Annotated in this window: 17 protein-coding genes and 1 pseudogene; 10 read left to right on the top strand and 8 right to left on the bottom strand. The window is 65.4% G+C overall.

The features are described from left to right. Positions 1-4: 4 nt before the first annotated feature. Positions 5-220, bottom strand: a complete 216-nt coding sequence (locus GKC70_RS00185; protein ID WP_029614865.1) for a dodecin — start codon at positions 218-220, stop codon at positions 5-7. A gap of 152 nt (positions 221-372) precedes the next feature. Between GKC70_RS00185 and GKC70_RS00180 the strand changes: the two genes are divergently transcribed. Continuing rightward, a complete protein-coding gene (locus GKC70_RS00180) occupies positions 373-696 on the top strand; it encodes a DUF883 family protein (RefSeq protein ID WP_342650098.1) in 324 nt (107 codons plus the stop codon). Positions 697-706: 10 nt separating this feature from the next. Here GKC70_RS00180 and GKC70_RS00175 read toward each other — a convergent pair. Then, positions 707-1,599: pseudogene (locus GKC70_RS00175) on the bottom strand (LysR family transcriptional regulator). Positions 1,600-1,732: 133 nt separating this feature from the next. Between GKC70_RS00175 and trpB the strand changes: the two are divergent. Continuing rightward, a complete protein-coding gene (gene trpB, locus GKC70_RS00170; protein ID WP_342650097.1) occupies positions 1,733-2,950 on the top strand; it encodes a tryptophan synthase subunit beta in 1,218 nt (405 codons plus the stop codon). Then, positions 2,947-3,756 carry a tryptophan synthase subunit alpha gene (trpA, locus tag GKC70_RS00165; protein WP_342650096.1) on the top strand — a complete coding sequence of 270 codons (810 nt, stop codon included), beginning with the start codon at positions 2,947-2,949 and terminating at the stop codon, positions 3,754-3,756. The genes trpB and trpA overlap by 4 nt, the downstream gene beginning before the upstream one ends. Positions 3,757-3,819: 63 nt before the next feature. Here trpA and GKC70_RS00160 read toward each other — a convergent pair whose 3' ends face one another. After that, entirely contained in the window at positions 3,820-4,722 is a 903-nt protein-coding gene (locus GKC70_RS00160) for a LysR family transcriptional regulator (protein WP_342650095.1), read from the bottom strand. 109 nt (positions 4,723-4,831) lie between these two features. On the opposite strand from GKC70_RS00160, the gene betC reads away from it, so the two are divergent. From betC to GKC70_RS00145, 3 genes are read left to right on the top strand one after another with little or no spacing between them, the layout of a single operon-like run. Further along, positions 4,832-6,349: a choline-sulfatase gene (gene betC, locus GKC70_RS00155; protein ID WP_342650094.1), complete on the top strand. Its 1,518-nt coding sequence runs from the start codon at positions 4,832-4,834 to the stop codon at positions 6,347-6,349. A 14-nt stretch (positions 6,350-6,363) separates the two neighbouring features. Continuing rightward, positions 6,364-7,296, top strand: a complete 933-nt coding sequence (choX, locus tag GKC70_RS00150; RefSeq protein ID WP_342650093.1) for a choline ABC transporter substrate-binding protein — start codon at positions 6,364-6,366, stop codon at positions 7,294-7,296. A 49-nt stretch (positions 7,297-7,345) separates the two neighbouring features. Further along, positions 7,346-8,911: a SulP family inorganic anion transporter gene (locus tag GKC70_RS00145; RefSeq protein WP_342650092.1), complete on the top strand. Its 1,566-nt coding sequence runs from the start codon at positions 7,346-7,348 to the stop codon at positions 8,909-8,911. 15 nt (positions 8,912-8,926) lie between these two features. On the opposite strand, the gene aroE is transcribed toward GKC70_RS00145, so the two are convergent. After that, positions 8,927-9,751 carry a shikimate dehydrogenase gene (gene aroE / locus GKC70_RS00140; RefSeq protein WP_342650091.1) on the bottom strand — a complete coding sequence of 275 codons (825 nt, stop codon included), beginning with the start codon at positions 9,749-9,751 and terminating at the stop codon, positions 8,927-8,929. A 13-nt stretch (positions 9,752-9,764) separates the two neighbouring features. After that, positions 9,765-10,688 (bottom strand): oxygen-dependent coproporphyrinogen oxidase, encoded by a 924-nt coding sequence (gene hemF / locus GKC70_RS00135; protein ID WP_342650090.1) that lies wholly within the window; start codon positions 10,686-10,688, stop codon positions 9,765-9,767. Between the two features lie 134 nt (positions 10,689-10,822). Here hemF and GKC70_RS00130 point away from each other — a divergent pair, with 134 nt between their 5' ends. Continuing rightward, positions 10,823-11,800: an NADPH:quinone reductase gene (locus tag GKC70_RS00130; RefSeq protein WP_116889917.1), complete on the top strand. Its 978-nt coding sequence runs from the start codon at positions 10,823-10,825 to the stop codon at positions 11,798-11,800. A gap of 6 nt (positions 11,801-11,806) precedes the next feature. On the opposite strand, the gene GKC70_RS00125 is transcribed toward GKC70_RS00130, so the two are convergent. From GKC70_RS00125 to dprA, 3 genes are all read right to left on the bottom strand, one after another. Then, a complete protein-coding gene (locus GKC70_RS00125; protein WP_342650089.1) occupies positions 11,807-12,148 on the bottom strand; it encodes a hypothetical protein in 342 nt (113 codons plus the stop codon). 343 nt (positions 12,149-12,491) lie between these two features. After that, complete coding sequence (locus GKC70_RS00120) at positions 12,492-13,049, bottom strand: Sua5/YciO/YrdC/YwlC family protein (protein WP_039582134.1); 558 nt, start codon at positions 13,047-13,049, stop codon at positions 12,492-12,494. Between the two features lie 38 nt (positions 13,050-13,087). After that, positions 13,088-14,185, bottom strand: a complete 1,098-nt coding sequence (gene dprA, locus GKC70_RS00115) for a DNA-processing protein DprA (protein ID WP_342650088.1) — start codon at positions 14,183-14,185, stop codon at positions 13,088-13,090. Between the two features lie 243 nt (positions 14,186-14,428). On the opposite strand from dprA, the gene def reads away from it, so the two are divergent. Genes def through rsmB form a run of 3 tightly spaced genes read left to right on the top strand, consistent with a single transcriptional unit; the run spans position 14,429 to position 17,235 of the window. Then, a complete protein-coding gene (gene def, locus GKC70_RS00110) occupies positions 14,429-14,935 on the top strand; it encodes a peptide deformylase (protein WP_039582140.1) in 507 nt (168 codons plus the stop codon). A gap of 60 nt (positions 14,936-14,995) precedes the next feature. Continuing rightward, positions 14,996-15,928, top strand: coding sequence for a methionyl-tRNA formyltransferase (gene fmt, locus GKC70_RS00105; RefSeq protein WP_317872210.1), 933 nt, complete (start codon positions 14,996-14,998; stop codon positions 15,926-15,928). Then, on the top strand, positions 15,925-17,235 hold the full coding sequence (rsmB, locus tag GKC70_RS00100) for a 16S rRNA (cytosine(967)-C(5))-methyltransferase RsmB (protein WP_342650087.1): 1,311 nt from the start codon (positions 15,925-15,927) through the stop codon (positions 17,233-17,235). Before fmt ends, rsmB begins: the two co-directional genes overlap by 4 nt. The last annotated feature ends 8 nt before the right edge of the window (positions 17,236-17,243 follow it).

Below are 17,243 nucleotides of genomic sequence, written 5' to 3'. Positions count from 1 at the left end.
GTTTTCAGCTGTTGGCGATACGGAAACCGACTTTCAGCGTGACCTGATAATGGGCCACCTTGGCATTCTCGATATGGCCACGGGTTTCGACCACTTCGAACCACTGCATGTGCTGGATGCTCTGGGAGGCCTCCGACAGCGCATTGTTGATGGCGTCTTCGATGCTGGTGGTCGAGGAACCGACGATTTCGACCTTCTTGTAGGTGTGATGCTCGGACATGGATGCGCTCCTTGGATCAAGTGTCTGACAGGGCCGGACAGCCCAGGCCTGGTTTACTTGCGAGCCTGGAATCGCCTGGAAAGTTCGATCGCACTTTCGCGCTGCAGCGCAGTCGCACCTATATCACCCCTACTCAGCGAAGGAGAGTCCACATGGCCCGTAATGCACTGCGCAAGACCTCACTGGAAAGCATGGAAGCCGAGATCGAAAGCCTGCTCAAGACCCTGGAAGAGCTCAAGGGCGACGCTTCGGAAGAAACCCAGAAAACCATGAAGGCCCTGCGCGGCAACGCTCAGAACGCCCTGAAGCATTCGCGCAACTTGCTGACGGACGCTTACGAGGAAGTGAAGACCCGCACCAAGGAAACCGGCATCGCCACCCGCGACTACGCTCAAGACCACCCTTGGACCACCGCTGGCGTTGCCGTTGGCGCCCTGGGCCTGCTGGCTGCCTTCCTGCTGTGCCGTCGTAACTAAACCGTTACCGCTAAGCCGGCTCTTGCAACTCCTGGCGCAGCCATTGCGCCAGTTGCTCGGCGCGTCCATCTGCGGCGCGTCGAGGCACCCACAATGCCAGCGCCGCCGGCGTTGGTGAGAAGCCCCAAGGCGCTGCCAGGCGTCCAGCCCGCAAATCGTCCGCCACCAAAGGTTGCGGGGCGATCGCCACCCCCAGTCCTGCCATCGCCGCTTCCAACAGATAGTACAAATGCTCGAACGCCTGACCGTAGGTCAGCGCGTCAGGGTCGAGCCCGTGGTGTGCAGCCCATGTCGGCCAGGCCTGGGGCCGAGAGGTGGTGTGCAATAGCGCTTCGCCCAGCAATGCCGGCGCGGGCGCGTCGCACAACTGGGCGAATCTCGGAAAATGGGGACTGACCACCGGCCCGATACGCTCTTGCGCCAGCACATGCACCTGCATGTCGCTCGGCCACGGTGGTTCGGCATACACCAGCAACGCGTCAAGCCCCGGACGCCGTGGATCGAGGTCGCCTTCCCCAGCCGACAGGTGCAGTCGCAGGTGCGGCAGGTCGGCCTGCAAACGCCCCAGACGCGGAATGAACCACCGTGCCAGCAGACTGCCGGAACAGCCCAGCACGAAGGGCGCTTGGCTAGGATCGCGACTCAACTCGCTGCAGACGCCGCGCAGCCGGTCGAACGCCTCCGCGCTGGCATCACGCAGGCGGATGCCGGCATCTGTGAGTTTGACGCCACGCCCGTCCTTGACGAACAGGGCCACCCCAAATGCGCTTCGAGCACCTTGATCTGGCGGCTCACCGCGCCATGGGTGACATGCAGCTTTTCTGCCGCTTGGCTGACGCTGTTCAACCGAGCAGTGACCTCAAAGGCCCGTAGGGCATTGAGCGGTGGGAGATCCTGACCCATAACGTGTGAGTTTTCCTGACGTGTTGCTGCAATCTTATCGGTTTTCAGCGCGACCAGGGCTGGGTAGAGTAAAGCCCATCGACCGGTGGCACGCCGCACGGTCCTCTTCTTTCGAATCCAGATGGAGCGTCCCATGACCCAGCCCAAATACCGTCCCGGCCCCGACACCAACGGCCTGTTCGGTTCGTTCGGCGGCCGCTACGTGGCCGAAACCCTGATGCCCCTGGTGCTGGACCTGGCCCGCGAATACGAAGCGGCCAAAGCGGACCCCGAATTCCTCGAGCAACTGGCGTATTTCCAGCGCGACTACATCGGTCGGCCCAACCCGCTGTACTTCGCCGAGCGCCTGACCGAACACTGCGGCGGCGCGAAGATCTTCCTCAAGCGCGAAGAGCTCAACCACACGGGCGCGCACAAGGTGAACAACTGCATCGGCCAGGTCCTGCTGGCCAAGCGCATGGGCAAGAAGCGCCTGATCGCCGAGACCGGCGCCGGCATGCACGGCGTGGCCACCGCCACCGTCGCTGCGCGCTTCGGCCTGCCCTGCGTGATCTACATGGGCGCCACCGACATCGAGCGTCAGCAGGCCAACGTGTTCCGCATGAAGCTGCTGGGCGCCGAGATCGTCCCGGTCACTGCCGGCACCGGCACCCTCAAGGACGCCATGAACGAGGCGCTGCGCGACTGGGTCACCAACGTCGATGACACGTTCTACCTGATCGGCACCGTCGCCGGCCCTCACCCGTATCCGGCGATGGTGCGTGACTTCCAGTCGATCATCGGCAAGGAAACCCGCGCCCAGTTGCAAGAGAAGGAAGGTCGCCTGCCCGACAGCCTGGTCGCCTGCGTCGGCGGTGGTTCCAACGCCATGGGCCTGTTCCACGACTTCCTCGAAGATGACAGCGTGCAGATCATCGGTGTCGAAGCCGGCGGACACGGTGTGCACACCGACAAGCACGCGGCCAGCCTCAACGGCGGGGTACCGGGCGTGCTGCACGGCAACCGCACTTACCTGCTGCAGGATGCCGACGGCCAGATCACCGATGCCCACTCCATTTCCGCCGGCCTGGACTATCCCGGCATCGGCCCGGAGCACGCCTACCTGCACGAAGTGAAGCGCGTCGAGTACGTCAGCATCACCGACGACGAGGCCCTGGATGCCTTCCACGCCACCTGCCGCCTGGAAGGCATCATCCCGGCCCTGGAAAGCGCTCACGCCTTGGCCGAAGCGCTCAAGCGCGCGCCGAGCCTGCCCAAGGATCACTTGATGGTCGTGTGCCTGTCCGGCCGCGGCGACAAAGACATGCACACCGTGATGAATCACATGGCAGCCCAGGAGAAACAGGCATGAGCCGTCTTCAACAACGCTTTGCCGAGCTGAAGGCCGAAGGCCGCTCGGCACTGGTCACCTTCGTCACCGCAGGCGATCCGGGCTACGAAGCTTCGCTGGAAATCCTCAAGGGTTTGCCCGATGCCGGTGCCGACGTGATCGAACTGGGCATGCCGTTCACCGACCCCATGGCCGATGGCGTGGCCATCCAGCTCGCCACCCTGCGTGCGCTGGAAGCCGGCCAGACCCTGGCGAAAACCCTGCAGATGGTTCGTGAATTCCGCGTCGGCAACCAGACCACGCCGATCGTGCTGATGGGCTACTACAACCCCATCCATCGCTATGGCGTGCAAGCCTTCGTCGCCCAGGCGCAGGAAGCCGGGGTCGATGGCCTGATCATCGTCGACCTGCCGCCGGAGCACGACGCCGAGCTGGCCACCCCGGCCCAGGCTGCCGGCATCGACTTCATTCGCCTGACCACGCCGACTACCGACGATGCACGCCTGCCGCGTGTGCTGGAGCGCAGCTCTGGCTTCGTCTACTACGTGTCGGTGGCAGGTGTGACCGGTGCCGGCTCAGCCACCACCGAACACGTACAGGACGCCATCGCCCGCCTGCGTCGCCACACGAACCTGCCGATCAGCGTCGGCTTCGGCATCCGCACGCCGGAGCAGGCGGCGGCTATCGCCAGACTCTCCGATGGCGTAGTGGTGGGTTCGGCACTGGTCGACAAGATCGCCCAGGCAAAAACGCCCGGCCAGGCGGTCACCGATGTGCTGAGCCTGTGCTCGGCGCTGGCTGAGGGCGTACGCGGCGCTCGTCGCTGATCTAGCGTTACGCTCATCGTGGGTGAATCCGCTCTGCCAGGAGCGGATTGACTCGCAATGAGGTCACAAACCGCCACGCTCCTGCTCCAGCCACTCCACGAACCGCCCGATCAATGCCCCGCGTCGCTTGCGCGGCGGCAGCACCACGTAATAGCCACGCGCCGAGCGCAAGCTGCCGTGCAGTGGCCGGCACAACAAGCCTTGCTCGACCAGCCCATCCACCAGATGATGCCAACCGATGGCCACGCCCTGTCCGGCGATTGCCGCCTGGATCAACAAGGTGTAGTTGTCGAAACGCAGCTGCCCCGGCGGCGGCGGGCTGACCAGGCCAAGCCCGCGAAACACGCCGCTCCAGTCGAACCAGCGGCTCGTTTGCTCGCCGCGCAAGTGCAGCAGCGGTAGTCGTTGCAGGGCCTCGGCTGCCAGCGGCCGGTCTGGGGCCAGGGCAGGGCTGCACACCGGGAACACTTCCTCGTCGAACAACCAACGGCTCTCGCCATGCTGAAAGCGGCCATCGCCGAACAGCACCGCGACGTCGATGTCCGGCCTCAGCATGGCCTGGCTGCGTTCACCGGTCACCAGGCTCACGTCCACCTGTGGATAAGCCTCACGAAAGCGTTGCAAGCGTGGCATCAGCCAGAACGCGGCGAAGGCGAAATCGGTGGCCACCTGCAGCACCTCGTGCTGAGTGCGCCCCGTGGCGTCGGCCACCCCCGCGTCCATCGCCTGCAATGCCCCGTGAACCTGCTCGAACAATGTCTGGCCCGCCTCGGTCAGCTCGATGCCGCGGTAAATGCGGTCGAACAAGCGCGTGGCCAGTTGCAGTTCCAGGCGCTTGATCTGCTGGCTCACTGCCGGCTGGGTAGTGCCCAACTCGAGTGCTGCCGGTGTGAAGCCGCGCAGGCGCGCAGCGGCTTCGAAGACGCGCAAGCTCTCCAGCGACAGTCCCGCCAGGTGATCAAACATAAGCTCAGCTAATCCCAGTCATTGCCCGGCATGGGCTTTACCCAGTCTTCTATGGATCCCACTCTTGAACGCAGAGATTACACATAACGTTCAACGATGGAAGACCCCCATGAAACGACCGAACATCCTCTTCATCATGGCCGATCAGATGGCCGCGCCGCTGCTGCCGATTCATGGCCCGTCCCCCATCAAAATGCCCCACTTGGCGCGCCTGGCCGAGCAGGCGGTGGTCTTCGATTCGGCCTACTGCAATAGCCCGCTGTGCGCCCCATCGCGCTTCACCCTGGTCAGCGGCCAGTTGCCCAGCCGCATCGGCGCCTATGACAACGCCGCCAATTTCCCCGCCGACGTGCCCACCTACGCCCACTACCTGCGCTCGCTGGGTTACCGCACGGCGCTGTCGGGCAAGATGCATTTCTGCGGTCCGGATCAACTGCATGGCTACGAAGAACGCCTGACCAGCGACATCTATCCGGCCGACTACGGCTGGGCGGTGAACTGGGATGCTCCCGACGAGCGCCCGAGCTGGTACCACAACATGTCCTCGGTGCTTCAGGCCGGGCCTTGCGTGCGCACCAACCAGCTGGATTTCGACGAAGAGGTGGTGTTCAAGGCGCGACAGTACCTCTATGACCATGTGCGCGAGGACGACGGCCGTCCCTTCTGCCTGACCGTGTCGATGACCCACCCGCACGATCCTTACACCATCCCCAAGGCGTACTGGGATCGCTACGAGGCTGTGGATATCCCGCTGCCCCGCGACAGCTACGCCCAGCACGAGCAGGATCCACATGCGCAACGGCTGCTCAAGGTCTATGACCTGTGGGACAAGCCGCTGCCTGTGGACAAGATCCGCGACGCCCGACGCGCCTACTTCGGCGCCTGCAGCTATGTCGACGACAACATCGGCAAGCTGTTGCATACCTTGGAAGAGTGCGGTCTGGCCGATGACACGATCATCGTGTTCTCCGGCGATCACGGCGACATGCTCGGCGAACGGGGCCTCTGGTACAAAATGCACTGGTTCGAAATGGCTGCGCGAGTGCCGCTGCTGGTGCACGCGCCCCAGCACTTCGCCGCCGCACGGGTGAGCGCCAGCGTGTCCACCTGCGATCTGCTGCCAACGCTGGTGGAATTGGCGGGCGGCGCTGTGGATAACCAACTGCACCTCGATGGCCGTTCGCTGCTCGGCCATCTGCAAGGGCAGGGCGGGCACGACGAGGTGATTGGCGAATACATGGCCGAAGGCACGGTCGGGCCGCTGATGATGATCCGTCGTGGCGCCTACAAGTTCGTGTACAGCGAAGACGACCCGTGTCTACTCTATGACCTGAGTCACGACCCGCACGAGCGGGAGAACCTCGCCGGCAGCCCGGATCATCAGGCGCTGCTGCAGGCATTTGTCGATGAAGCCCATCAGCGCTGGGATATTCCCACCCTGCGCCAGCAGGTGCTGGCCAGTCAGCGCCGCCGCCGCCTGGTGGGCGAAGCACTGGCCATCGGCAAGCTGAACAGCTGGGACCACCAACCGGTGGTGGATGCCAGCCAACAGTACATGCGCAACCACATCGATCTCGACGACCTCGAGCGCAAGGCACGTTATCCACAGCCCGCCCCCCTGGATTGAGAAAAGAGGCCGCCATGCAGATGTTCTCCACCGCCGTACTCGCCATGACCTTGAGCCTGAGCGCCTTGAGCGCCCAGGCCTCCGACGACGACAAGCAGTGCAGCACCGTGAAACTCGCCGACCCCGGCTGGAGCGATATAGCCGCCACCAACGCCATCGCCCGGCTGCTGTTCGAACCGCTGGGCTACCAGGTGAAGATCGAGACGCTCGCGGTGCCGATCATCTACGGCGGCCTGAGGGACGGCAGCGTCGATGCCTTCCTCGGCAACTGGATGCCGGCGCAACAAGGTTTCCATGACAAATTCGTCGCCAGCGGCCAAGTGAAACAATGGTCGCGCAACCTGCAAGGCACCGAGTTCACCCTGGCCGTTCCGGATTACGTGTGGAATGCCGGCATCAGGGACTTCGCCGACCTCAACACGCACGCCGAGGCGTTCGGCAAGAAACTCTACGGCATTGGTGCAGGGGCCCCGGCCAACCTGTCGCTCAAGGACATCATCGAGCAGAACGCCTTCGACCTCGGGCAATGGAAGCTGGTGGAGTCCAGTGAACAGGGCATGCTGTCGCAGGTCGATCGGGCGGTGAAGAACGACAAGTACATCGTGTTCCTGGGCTGGACGCCGCACCCGATGAACGTGAAGCTGAAGATGCGTTACCTCACCGGTGGCGAGAAATGGTTCGGTAGCAAAGGCGAGGTATTCACCTTGGTGCGCAACGGTTATCCACAAGCCTGCCCGAATGCAGCCAAGCTGTTGAGCAACCTGACCTTCACCCTCGACATGGAAAACGCGATCATGGCCGAGGTTGTGGATAAAAAGATCAGCTTCGATCAGGCTGCTCAACAGTGGGTCAAAACGCACCCTGAGGTGCTCGACGCGTGGTTGGCCGGCGTCAGCGGCAAGGATGGCGGTACGGCGCTGGAGGCGGTGAAGGCCGCAATGCGCTAGGGTCTGTTTCGTGTAGGGGCCAATGAACCTTCGGAATTGTCGATATGCCATGCGTCGCTTGAACCCCCTGCTGCCCTTTCTGGCCTGGCTGCCCCGCCTGAGCGGGCGTAGCCTGCGCCAGGACCTGCTGGTGGGGCTGAGCGGGGCGATTCTCGCCCTGCCGCAATCCATCGCCTACGCCCTGATCGCCGGGTTGCCCGCCGAATACGGGCTGTATGCGGCCATCGTGCCGGTGCTGGTCGCCTGCCTGTGGGGCTCCTCGTGGCATTTGATCTGTGGCCCCACCGCCGCAATCTCCATTGTGCTGTACGCCAGCGTCAGTCCACTGGCCATCGCCGGCAGCAGCGACTACGTCACCTTGATCCTGCTGCTGACGTTCCTCGGCGGCGTGTTTCAGCTCGTGCTGGGGCTGCTGCGGTTCGGCACGCTGGTGAACTTCGTCTCCCATTCCGTGGTGCTGGGTTTCACCCTCGGCGCCGCGGTGGTCATCGCGCTCGGGCAATTGCCCAACCTGCTGGGCATGCACCTGCCCAGCCAGGCCACCGCGCTGAAAACCGCGCAAGACCTGTTCGAGCACCTGCGCGAGGTGGACCTGCCCTCGCTGGCGCTGGGCCTGGCCACGCTGGCCATCGGGATCGCCCTCAAACTCTGGCGTCCGCGCTGGCCGGCGCTGTTGCTCAGCCTGGTGCTGGTCAGCCTGGGGGCCTGGACACTGCCCGGCTACTTCGGCCATGTGCCCCGCGTGCCGGCCTTCATCGGCCAACTACCGCCGCTGAGCCCGCTGCCGCTGCTGGACCTGGAGCTGATCCTGCGCCTGCTGCCCAGCGCCGTGGCGGTCGGCATGCTCGGCTTGGTGACCAGCTTGTCCATCGCCCGCTCGCTGTCGGCGCGTTCGGAACAGTTGATCGATGCCGACCAGGAAATCCGCGCGCAAGGCTTGTCCAACATGGTCGGCGCGTTCTTTTCGGGGTATCTGTCTTCCGGCTCCTTCACCCGCTCGGGACTGAGCTTCGAAGCCGGTGCCCGCTCGCCGATGGCCGGGGTGTTCTCGGCCTTGTGGGTGGCGCTGTTCGCGGTGGTCGGGGCCGGGCTGATCGCCCATCTGCCCATTCCGGCGATGGCCGGCAGCATTCTGCTGATCTGCTGGGGACTGGTGGATCGCCGCGCCATCGCGGCGCTGTTCCGGGTCAGCCGGGCGGAATTCGCGGTCATGGCGCTGACCGCTGCGGCCACGCTGCTGCTGGAGTTGCAGACCGCAATCTATGCCGGGGTGCTGGCCTCGCTGTTCTTCTACCTCAAGCGCACCTCACGCCCGCGCATCCAACACAGCCGCGAAGAGCAGACGGACGTGCTGCGGGTCGGCGGCTCGATCTTCTTCGGCGCGGCGCACTACCTGCAGGTGCGCTTGCAAGCCTGCCAGGGCCCGCACGTGGTGATTGACGCGCGGCAGATCAACTTCATCGACTATTCCGGGGTGGACATGCTGCACCGTGAAGCACGGCGGCTGCAGCGCAGCGGCGGCAGCCTGACCTTGCGCGGCGCCAGGCCCCAGGTGGAGGAGGAGTTGCAGAAGCTGGAGGGGGTGCAGGGGTGCCCCATTCGTTTTCAGGAATGAACCACCGCTGACAGGCTAGCCGCGCGCCAACTGTCGGCGCAGTTCGTCCAGCACCGGCCCGGTCTCGGGCCGAACGCCACGCCACACAAAGAACGCCTCGGCGGCCTGCTCGGCGAGCATCCCCAGCCCGTCCAGCACCTGCGCGGCGCCCAGGCGAGTGGCCCACTGGCAGAAGGGCGTAGGCGCCTTGCCATACATCATGTCGTAGCACACCGTGCGCCCGTCCTCGACCAAGGTGTCGGCGATCGGCGGCAACTCACCGGCGAGGCTGGCCGAGGTGGCATTGATGATCACATCGACCGGCTCGTGCAACCAGGCGAAGCCGCTGGCCACTACTGGCCCCAACTCGTCGAATTCGTGGGCCAGTCGCTCGGCCTTTTCCACCGTGCGGTTGGCGATCACCAGTGATTGCGGTCGGTGGGCGAGGATCGGCTCCAGCACACCGCGCACCGCGCCCCCGGCACCGAGCACGAGCACGCGCTTGCCCGCGAGGCTGACGCCGGCATTGACTGTCAGATCGCGTACCAGGCCGGCACCGTCGGTGTTATCGCCCTGCAGGCTGCCGTCAGCCAGCTTGGTCAGGGTGTTCACCGCCCCGGCGCGCTGTGCACGCGGAGTGAGGCTGTCGCACAGGCGATAGGCCTCTTCCTTGAAAGGGACGGTGACGTTGGCGCCACTGCCCTGCTTGAAGAAGCCGCGCGCGCAGTCGCTGAAGTCGTCCAATGGCGCCAGCAGCGTGCGGTATTCCAGATCCTGGCCGGTCTGGTCGGCGAACAGCCGGTGGATCAGCGGTGACTTGCTGTGGCCGATGGGGTTACCGAAAACGACGTACTGGTCCATGCACTCTCCTCGCTTATCCACAGGTGGGCTCGCCGAGCCAGTCGCGGTCCTGCAGGAAGTAATCGGTCAGGCGCGCTTCCTCGCTGCCGGGCGCCGGTTTCCAGTCATAGCCCCAGCGCACCTGCGGCGGCAACGACATCAGAATCGACTCGGTGCGCCCGCCGGACTGCAGGCCGAACAGCGTGCCACGGTCGTAGACCAGGTTGAATTCCACGTAGCGACCACGGCGAAACTCCTGGAATTCGCGCTGTTCAGCCGTCCAGGGCATGGCCTTGCGCCGCTGCACGATGGGCAGGTAGGCGTCGATATAGGCGTCGCCAATGGCGCGAATGAAGGCGAAGCAGGTGTCGAAGTCCCACTCGTTCAGGTCATCGAAGAACAGCCCGCCGATGCCGCGTGGCTCGTCGCGGTGCTTGAGGTGGAAGTAGCGGTCGCACCAGGCCTTGTAGCGCGGATACACCTCGGCGCCGAAGGGCGCGCAGGCCTGTTCGGCCACCCGATGCCAGTGAATGCAGTCTTGCTCGTTGCCGTAATAGGGCGTCAGGTCGAAACCGCCGCCGAACCACCACACCGGTTCCTCGCCTTCCTTCTCGGCGCTGAAGAAGCGCACGTTGGCGTGGGAGGTGGGCACGTGCGGGTTGTGCGGGTGGATGACCAACGACACGCCAAGCGCCTCGAAACCGCGCCCGGCCAGCTCCGGGCGGTGCGCACTGGCCGACGGTGGCAGGCCAGCGCCGAACACGTGGGAGAAGTTCACGCCGCCTTTCTCGATCACCTGGCCCTCGCCGATCACCCGCGTGCGTCCCCCGCCACCGGCTTCGCGCACCCAGGCGTCCTCGACGAAGCGGGCGCCACCGTCCTCGGCTTCGAGGGCGGCGCAGATGCGGTCTTGCAGGTCGAGCAGGTAGGCCTTCACGGCCTCGGTACGGCGGGTCATCGGATCACCTGGGAGGGGCAGGGTGGAATGGGCGGCGTAGCATACCATCGGCTAAGGCTACGTCGCAGTTGACGGCCGTCAAGCAAAGGCGTCCGATGGAAGGCCTTTTGCGACGATGACGACAGGAGAGTGCGATGGCCAAGCGAATCGAGTTCAGCCAGCATGGCGGCCCGGAAGTCCTGCAGTGGGTCGAGTTCGACCCCGCCCCACCGGGACCGCAGCAGGTGCGCGTACGCAACCAGGCGGTCGGCCTGAACTTCATCGACACCTATTTCCGTGGTGGACTGTACGCGCCGCCGTCCCTGCCGTCCGGGCTGGGCACCGAAGGCGCCGGGGTGGTCGAGGCAGTGGGCGAGGGGGTCAGCCGGCTGCAGGTCGGCGACCGGGTGGCCTATGCGGGCGGCCCGCTGGGCGCCTACAGCGAAGTGCACACCCTGCCGGAAGCGAACCTGGTCAAGCTGCCGGAGAGCATCAGCTTCGAACAGGCCGCCGCCGTCATGCTCAAGGGCCTGACCACCCAGTACCTGCTCAAGCAGACCTACGCGGTGCAGCCGGGCGACATCATCCTGTTCCACGCCGCCGCCGGTGGGGTCGGTTCGCTGGCCTGCCAATGGGCCAAGGCGCTGGGCGCCAAACTGATCGGCACTGTCGGCTCGGCCGAGAAAGCCGAGCGGGCCAAAGCCTTGGGCGCCTGGGCGACCATCGACTACAGCCACGAAGACGTGGCCCAGCGTGTGCTCGAACTGACCGACGGCAAGAAGTGCCCGGTGGTGTACGACGGTGTAGGTGCCGACACCTGGCTGACGTCCCTCGACTGCCTGCGCCCGCGCGGCCTGATGGTCAGCTTCGGCAACGCCTCGGGCGCCGTCACCGGGGTCAACCTGGGCATCCTGTCGCAGAAGGGCTCGCTGTACGTCACCCGCCCGACACTGGCCACCTACGCCAACACGGCCGAAAACACCCAGGCCATGGCCGACGACCTGTTCGCGATGATCGCCAGCGGCAAGCTGGTGGTGGACATTCAGCAGCGCTATCCATTGAGCGAAGCGGCCAAGGCGCAGGAGGCGTTGTCGGGGAGGCGCACGGTGGGGTCGACGGTGTTGGTGCCGTGACAGGTCTCATCTTTGGGTATCGCAGCGATCCCCCAGGATTGCAGGCGATGCCGGGTCTGTAGCAGGCGGTGATTCGATAGCGTCCAGCATCGCTTCCACCAGCCCTTCGGCCATTTCCAGTGAGTGCAGGCTCGCCCAGAACAGGCCTCGACCGTCGTCGCTCAGATGGTCGAGGGCCTTGATACCGGCGTCGTAGGCGCAACGCAGGTACAGCGCGACGTGGACGAGTGCGTCGTGGGGGGCGATGTCGGGGTTTACGCTGAAGAGCGGAGGGTGGCCGGCGTCGCAGCGGCCGAAGGGGTGGGGAGCCGTTGAAGGTAGCGGCGGGTCAGGTACGATTTTCTTCATGAGGCGCTCCTGAACGTGAAGCTGTCACCTGTCCGTTACCACACGGGTTGGGTGGCAGCTGTACGCGGGGTGGTAAACCGGGCAGGAGGCTTATTCCCGGCAGGCACAAGGCCTCCCGCGCACAGCCGCCATGGCTGTGAACCACCTGAAACATCCGGGTTACCACACCCGATCGCCAACATGTTCGGCGACGATCAGGAGCCTAGAGGGGGACGTTTCCACTGTGAAGTTAATGGCGGCCGACACGCTGCGTAGGATATTTCCCTAAATCAACAATGTCTGACCTGACCATCAGAATCAGAAAGATCGCACCGCTGCGACATGACCTGGCATCGCGACCCGATCAGCCCGCCCGCACCACCTCGCCCGTCACCAGATCGCGAATCACACTGGGGTTCTTGCGCCCACCCAGCGCGCCACCGAGCACCAGGTCCAGTTCGTTGTGGAAATACTGCTCCACCCGCAACCGGCTCTTGGCCGCCGGGCGACCGGCCGGGTTGGCGGAGGTGGAAATCAGCGGGCCGACCAACGCGCACAGTTCGCCGACCTGGGGATGATCGCTGACCCGCAGCGCCACGGTGTCGTGCTGCCCGGTAACCCATTCGGGCAACAGGTCCTGGTGCGGCACCAGCCAGGTGTTCGGCCCCGGCCAGGTCGCGGCCATGCGGTCGATCCAGTCTTCGGGGAAATCCTCGAACAGAAAGTCGAACTGGCGAATGTTGTCGGCAACCAGGATCAGGCCTTTATCCACAGGCCGCGACTTGAGCGCGAGCAGCCGATACACCGCGTCTTCGTTCCACGGGTCGCAGCCCAGGCCCCAGACCGCTTCCGTCGGGTAGGCGATCACCGCCCCCGCGCGAATCTCACGTGCGGCTTGTTGCACACGCCAACTGCTCACCATTGCTGTCTCTCCGCTTCGATCCCGATGCGGCAGTGTACTTAGCCGCAGCGGGCAAACCAACGTCCGGCTTCGTTGCTGACCCGCCCGATCAGCTCCAGCTCGGTCAGGCGGGCCAGCACCTGGGCCAACGCCAGGCCACTGCTCAGGGCCAATGCCTCGCTGGTCTGCGGGGCGGCGATCAGCAGCGCGAGCAGCGGATCGACAGGTTCGTCCACAGGCGCCGGCGGCAGGTTCTGCCATCCGCGCAGGCTGTCGACGATCTGCTCGACACTCTCCACCAGCAGCGCGCCGTCGCGGATCAGCTGATGACAGCCCTTGGCGCCGGGGTGATGGATGGACCCGGGAATCGCATACACCTCCCGTCCTTGCTCGGCCGCCAGGCGCGCGGTGATGAGTGACCCGCTGGCCAGGCTCGCCTCGACCACCAGCACCCCCAGGGACAGGCCGCTGATGATGCGGTTGCGCCGAGGAAAGTTGCCCGGCTGTGGAACTGCGTCCAGCGCGAACTCCGAAACCAGCGCGCCACCGCGCTCCAGGATGTCTCGGGCGAGTACCGCGTGGCGCTGTGGATAAAGTTTTTGCAGACCTGAACCCAGCACCGCGATGGTGCCCCCCTGCGCGTCCAGCGCGCCGCGATGAGCGGCGCCGTCGATGCCCAACGCCAGGCCGCTGGTGATAGTGAATCCGCCGCGCGCCAGGTGCCGGGAAAAGGCCCTTGCCGTGTCCAACGCCGGTGGTGTGGCACGGCGGCTACCGATCACCGCCAGTTGCGCACGCTCCAGCAGGGCAGGGTCGCCCGCGACGTACAACAGCGGTGGCGCGTCGTCGGTTTCCTTCAACAGCGCCGGGTAGCCAGGGTCGTCCCACATCAGCAAATGCTGGCCCGGACGCTCTAGCCAGGCCATCGTAGCGCTGACGGCGGTGCGCACCTCAGGGCTGCGACGGGCGTCGGCGCAGGCCTGTGCAACGCCCAGCGCCACCCAGGCACGCGCTGGCGCGCTGAGCGCCGAACAGGCACTGCCGAAGGCCTGGATGAGGGTACGAAAGCGACGCGAGCCGATGTCCGGGAGCAGGTGCAGGCGCAGCCGTGCTTCCAGTTCGGCAGGGGAACAGGGTGCAGCAAACAGGGTATTCATGGCAGATCATCCTTGATCGGCAGGCCGTCATCCACGCCGTACAACCTGTGGATAACTGTGTTGATAATAGTTTGAAAAGCTGTCTATCGATTGCCGCCGATACCCCTCCGAGCTGGAGTGGCGCAGACCACCGCAGACACTGCCTCAAACCCTAGCCGAGCTTTGCCAGGTGCCGAACGCGCCAATACCCTTTATTATGTGTGCTCAGTTTTCAACCAAACGCACAGTGACTGCCTGACCCCTATGGCCATCTTGAACATCCTCGAATTCCCTGACCCGCGCCTGCGCACCCTCGCCAAACCGGTGACGGCGTTCGACGACGCCCTGAGCCAGCTGATCGACGACATGTTTGAAACCATGTACGAAGCGCCCGGCATCGGGCTGGCCGCTACCCAGGTCAATGTGCACCAGCAGGTCGTGGTCATGGACCTGTCCGAAGACCGCAGCGAACCGCGGATCTTCATCAACCCCAGCGTCGAAGAACTCACCGACGACATGGGGCAGTACCAGGAAGGCTGCCTGTCGGTACCGGGCTTCTACGAGAACGTCGACCGGCCGCTGCGCGTGCGGGTCAAGGCCCAGGGCCGCGACGGCACGCCCTTCGAGCTCGAAGCCGAGGGCCTGCTGGCGGTGTGCATCCAGCACGAGTTCGATCACCTCAACGGCAAGCTGTTCGTCGACTACCTGTCCCAGCTCAAACGCGACCGGATCAAGAAGAAGTTGGAAAAGCAGCACCGCCAGCAAGCCTGATCCCCACCTTGCAGAAGGCTTGCTCCGGCAAGCCTTCTTCTTTTCTGAAGCGAGAACTCCATGCGCATCGTCTTCGCAGGCACCCCAGAGTTTGCCGCCGAACACCTCAAGGCCCTGCTCGACAGCCCGTACCAGATCGTGGCCGTCTACACCCAGCCTGACCGCCCTGCCGGTCGCGGCCAGAAGCTCATGCCCAGCCCGGTCAAACAATTGGCCGTGGCCCACGACATTCCGGTGCTGCAACCGCCAACCCTGCGCAACGCCGAGGCCCAGGCCGAACTGGCGGCACTGGCGCCGGACCTGATGGTGGTGGTGGCCTACGGCCTGATCCTGCCCCAGGCGGTGCTCGACATCCCGCGCCTGGGCTGCATCAACAGTCATGCCTCGCTGCTACCGCGCTGGCGCGGTGCGGCGCCGATCCAGCGCGCGGTCGAAGCCGGCGACGCCGAGAGTGGCGTCACGGTGATGCGCATGGAAGCCGGCCTGGACACCGGCCCGATGCTGCTCAAGGTCACCACGCCGATCAGCGCCGACGACACTGGCGGCAGCCTGCACGATCGCCTCGCTCAGATGGGCCCTGGCGCCGTGGTGCGCGCCATCGCCGGCCTGGCCGACGGCAGCCTGCACGGCGACGTGCAGGATGACGCCCTGGCTACCTACGCCCACAAGCTGAACAAGGACGAAGCGCGCCTCGATTGGAACCGTCCTGCCCAGGAACTGGAGCGCCTGATCCGGGCGTTCAATCCCTGGCCGGTGTGCCACAGCACCCTCGACGGCGAAACCGTCAAGGTGCTGGGCGCAACGTTATCCACAGGGCAGGGCGCACCGGGCGAAATACTCTCGGCCAGCAAGGACGGCCTGGTCGTCGCCTGCGCCGATGGCGCCTTGAGCCTGTCTCGCCTGCAACTGCCTGGCGGCAAGGCCCTGGCCTTCAGCGACCTGTTCAACAGCCGCCGCGAGAAGTTCGCCAGCGGCAAGGTGCTGGGCCAATGAATCCACGCCTGGCCGCCGCCCGTGCCCTGGCCGCCGTGCTCAGCGGCAAGGCCTCGCTGAACAGCTCGCTGCCGGCGCAACTGGACAAGGTCGATGACCGCGACCGCGGCCTCACCCAGGACCTGGCCTTCGGCACCGCTCGCTGGCAGCCGCGCTTGGACCTGCTGGCCACGCAGTTGCTGCAAAAGCCGTTCAAGGCCGCTGACGCCGACGTCCAGGCGCTGCTGCTGGTGGGCCTGTATCAACTGTTCTACACACGCATTCCGGCCCACGCCGCCATCGGCGAAACGGTCGGCTGCGCCGACAAGCTGAAGAAGCCGTGGGCCAAAGGGTTGCTCAACGCCGTGCTGCGCCGCGCCCAGCGCGAGGGCGAAGCGCTGCTGGCCGATCTGGAGCGCGATCCGGTGGTGCGCACTGCCCATCCGCGCTGGCTGCAGAAGGCGCTCAAGGCCTTCTGGCCGCAGCAGTGGGAAGCCATCTGCGCCGCCAACAACGCCCATCCACCGATGATCCTGCGGGTCAACCGTCGCCATCACAGCCGTGATGCCTACCTGGCCTTGCTCGAGGCCGCGGGTATCGGCGCCAGCGCTTGCCGCTACAGCCGCGACGGCATCGTGCTCGACGCCGCCTGCGACGTGCGCGACTTGCCTGGATTCGCCGAGGGCTGGGTGAGCGTGCAGGACGAAGCCGCGCAACTGTCGGCCGACCTGCTGGAACTGGCGCCCGGTCAGCGGGTGCTCGACGCCTGCTGCGCCCCCGGTGGCAAGACCTGCCACCTGCTGGAGGCCGAACCCGGTCTGGCACAGATGGTTGCCATAGACCTGGAAGCCAAGCGCCTGGCACGGGTGCGCGACAACCTCGAGCGCCTGCAACTGGACGCCGAGCTGATCGCCTGCGACGCCCGCGACACGGCCAGTTGGTGGGACGGCCAGCCGTTCCAGCGCATCCTGCTCGATGCCCCCTGCTCGGCCACCGGCGTGATCCGCCGCCACCCGGACATCAAGCTGACCCGCCAGGCCGACGACATTCCAGCCCTGGCCGCGCTGCAAGGCGAACTGCTCGATGCCCTGTGGCCCACGCTCGAGGTCGGCGGCATGCTGCTCTACGCCACCTGCTCGAGCCTGCCGACCGAGAACACCGACGTGATCGACGCCTTCCTCGCCCGCACCCCGGGTGCCCGCGAGCTGGACCTGGCGACCGAAGCCGGTGTGCGCCAGCCCCACGGCCGCCAGTTGCTGGCCCAGGAAGGCAGTCACGATGGTTTCTACTATGCCAAGCTGATCAAGATCGCCGCTTCGCGCGGATAAGCACCTGA

The organism is Pseudomonas sp. REB1044, assembly GCF_038813925.1.
Taxonomy (GTDB): Bacteria; Pseudomonadota; Gammaproteobacteria; order Pseudomonadales; family Pseudomonadaceae; genus Aquipseudomonas; species Aquipseudomonas boreofloridensis.
This window is presented reverse-complemented; position numbering and strand designations above follow the sequence as displayed.

Coding starts and splice junctions, on each gene's coding strand:
- GKC70_RS00185 (WP_029614865.1), bottom strand. CDS start 220: ATGTCCGAGCATCACACCTACAAGAAGGTCGAAATCGTCGGTTCCTCG.
- GKC70_RS00180 (WP_342650098.1), top strand. CDS start 373: ATGGCCCGTAATGCACTGCGCAAGACCTCACTGGAAAGCATGGAAGCC.
- trpB (WP_342650097.1), top strand. CDS start 1,733: ATGACCCAGCCCAAATACCGTCCCGGCCCCGACACCAACGGCCTGTTC.
- trpA (WP_342650096.1), top strand. CDS start 2,947: ATGAGCCGTCTTCAACAACGCTTTGCCGAGCTGAAGGCCGAAGGCCGC.
- GKC70_RS00160 (WP_342650095.1), bottom strand. CDS start 4,722: ATGTTTGATCACCTGGCGGGACTGTCGCTGGAGAGCTTGCGCGTCTTC.
- betC (WP_342650094.1), top strand. CDS start 4,832: ATGAAACGACCGAACATCCTCTTCATCATGGCCGATCAGATGGCCGCG.
- choX (WP_342650093.1), top strand. CDS start 6,364: ATGCAGATGTTCTCCACCGCCGTACTCGCCATGACCTTGAGCCTGAGC.
- GKC70_RS00145 (WP_342650092.1), top strand. CDS start 7,346: ATGCGTCGCTTGAACCCCCTGCTGCCCTTTCTGGCCTGGCTGCCCCGC.
- aroE (WP_342650091.1), bottom strand. CDS start 9,751: ATGGACCAGTACGTCGTTTTCGGTAACCCCATCGGCCACAGCAAGTCA.
- hemF (WP_342650090.1), bottom strand. CDS start 10,688: ATGACCCGCCGTACCGAGGCCGTGAAGGCCTACCTGCTCGACCTGCAA.
- GKC70_RS00130 (WP_116889917.1), top strand. CDS start 10,823: ATGGCCAAGCGAATCGAGTTCAGCCAGCATGGCGGCCCGGAAGTCCTG.
- GKC70_RS00125 (WP_342650089.1), bottom strand. CDS start 12,148: ATGAAGAAAATCGTACCTGACCCGCCGCTACCTTCAACGGCTCCCCAC.
- GKC70_RS00120 (WP_039582134.1), bottom strand. CDS start 13,049: ATGGTGAGCAGTTGGCGTGTGCAACAAGCCGCACGTGAGATTCGCGCG.
- dprA (WP_342650088.1), bottom strand. CDS start 14,185: ATGAATACCCTGTTTGCTGCACCCTGTTCCCCTGCCGAACTGGAAGCA.
- def (WP_039582140.1), top strand. CDS start 14,429: ATGGCCATCTTGAACATCCTCGAATTCCCTGACCCGCGCCTGCGCACC.
- fmt (WP_317872210.1), top strand. CDS start 14,996: ATGCGCATCGTCTTCGCAGGCACCCCAGAGTTTGCCGCCGAACACCTC.
- rsmB (WP_342650087.1), top strand. CDS start 15,925: ATGAATCCACGCCTGGCCGCCGCCCGTGCCCTGGCCGCCGTGCTCAGC.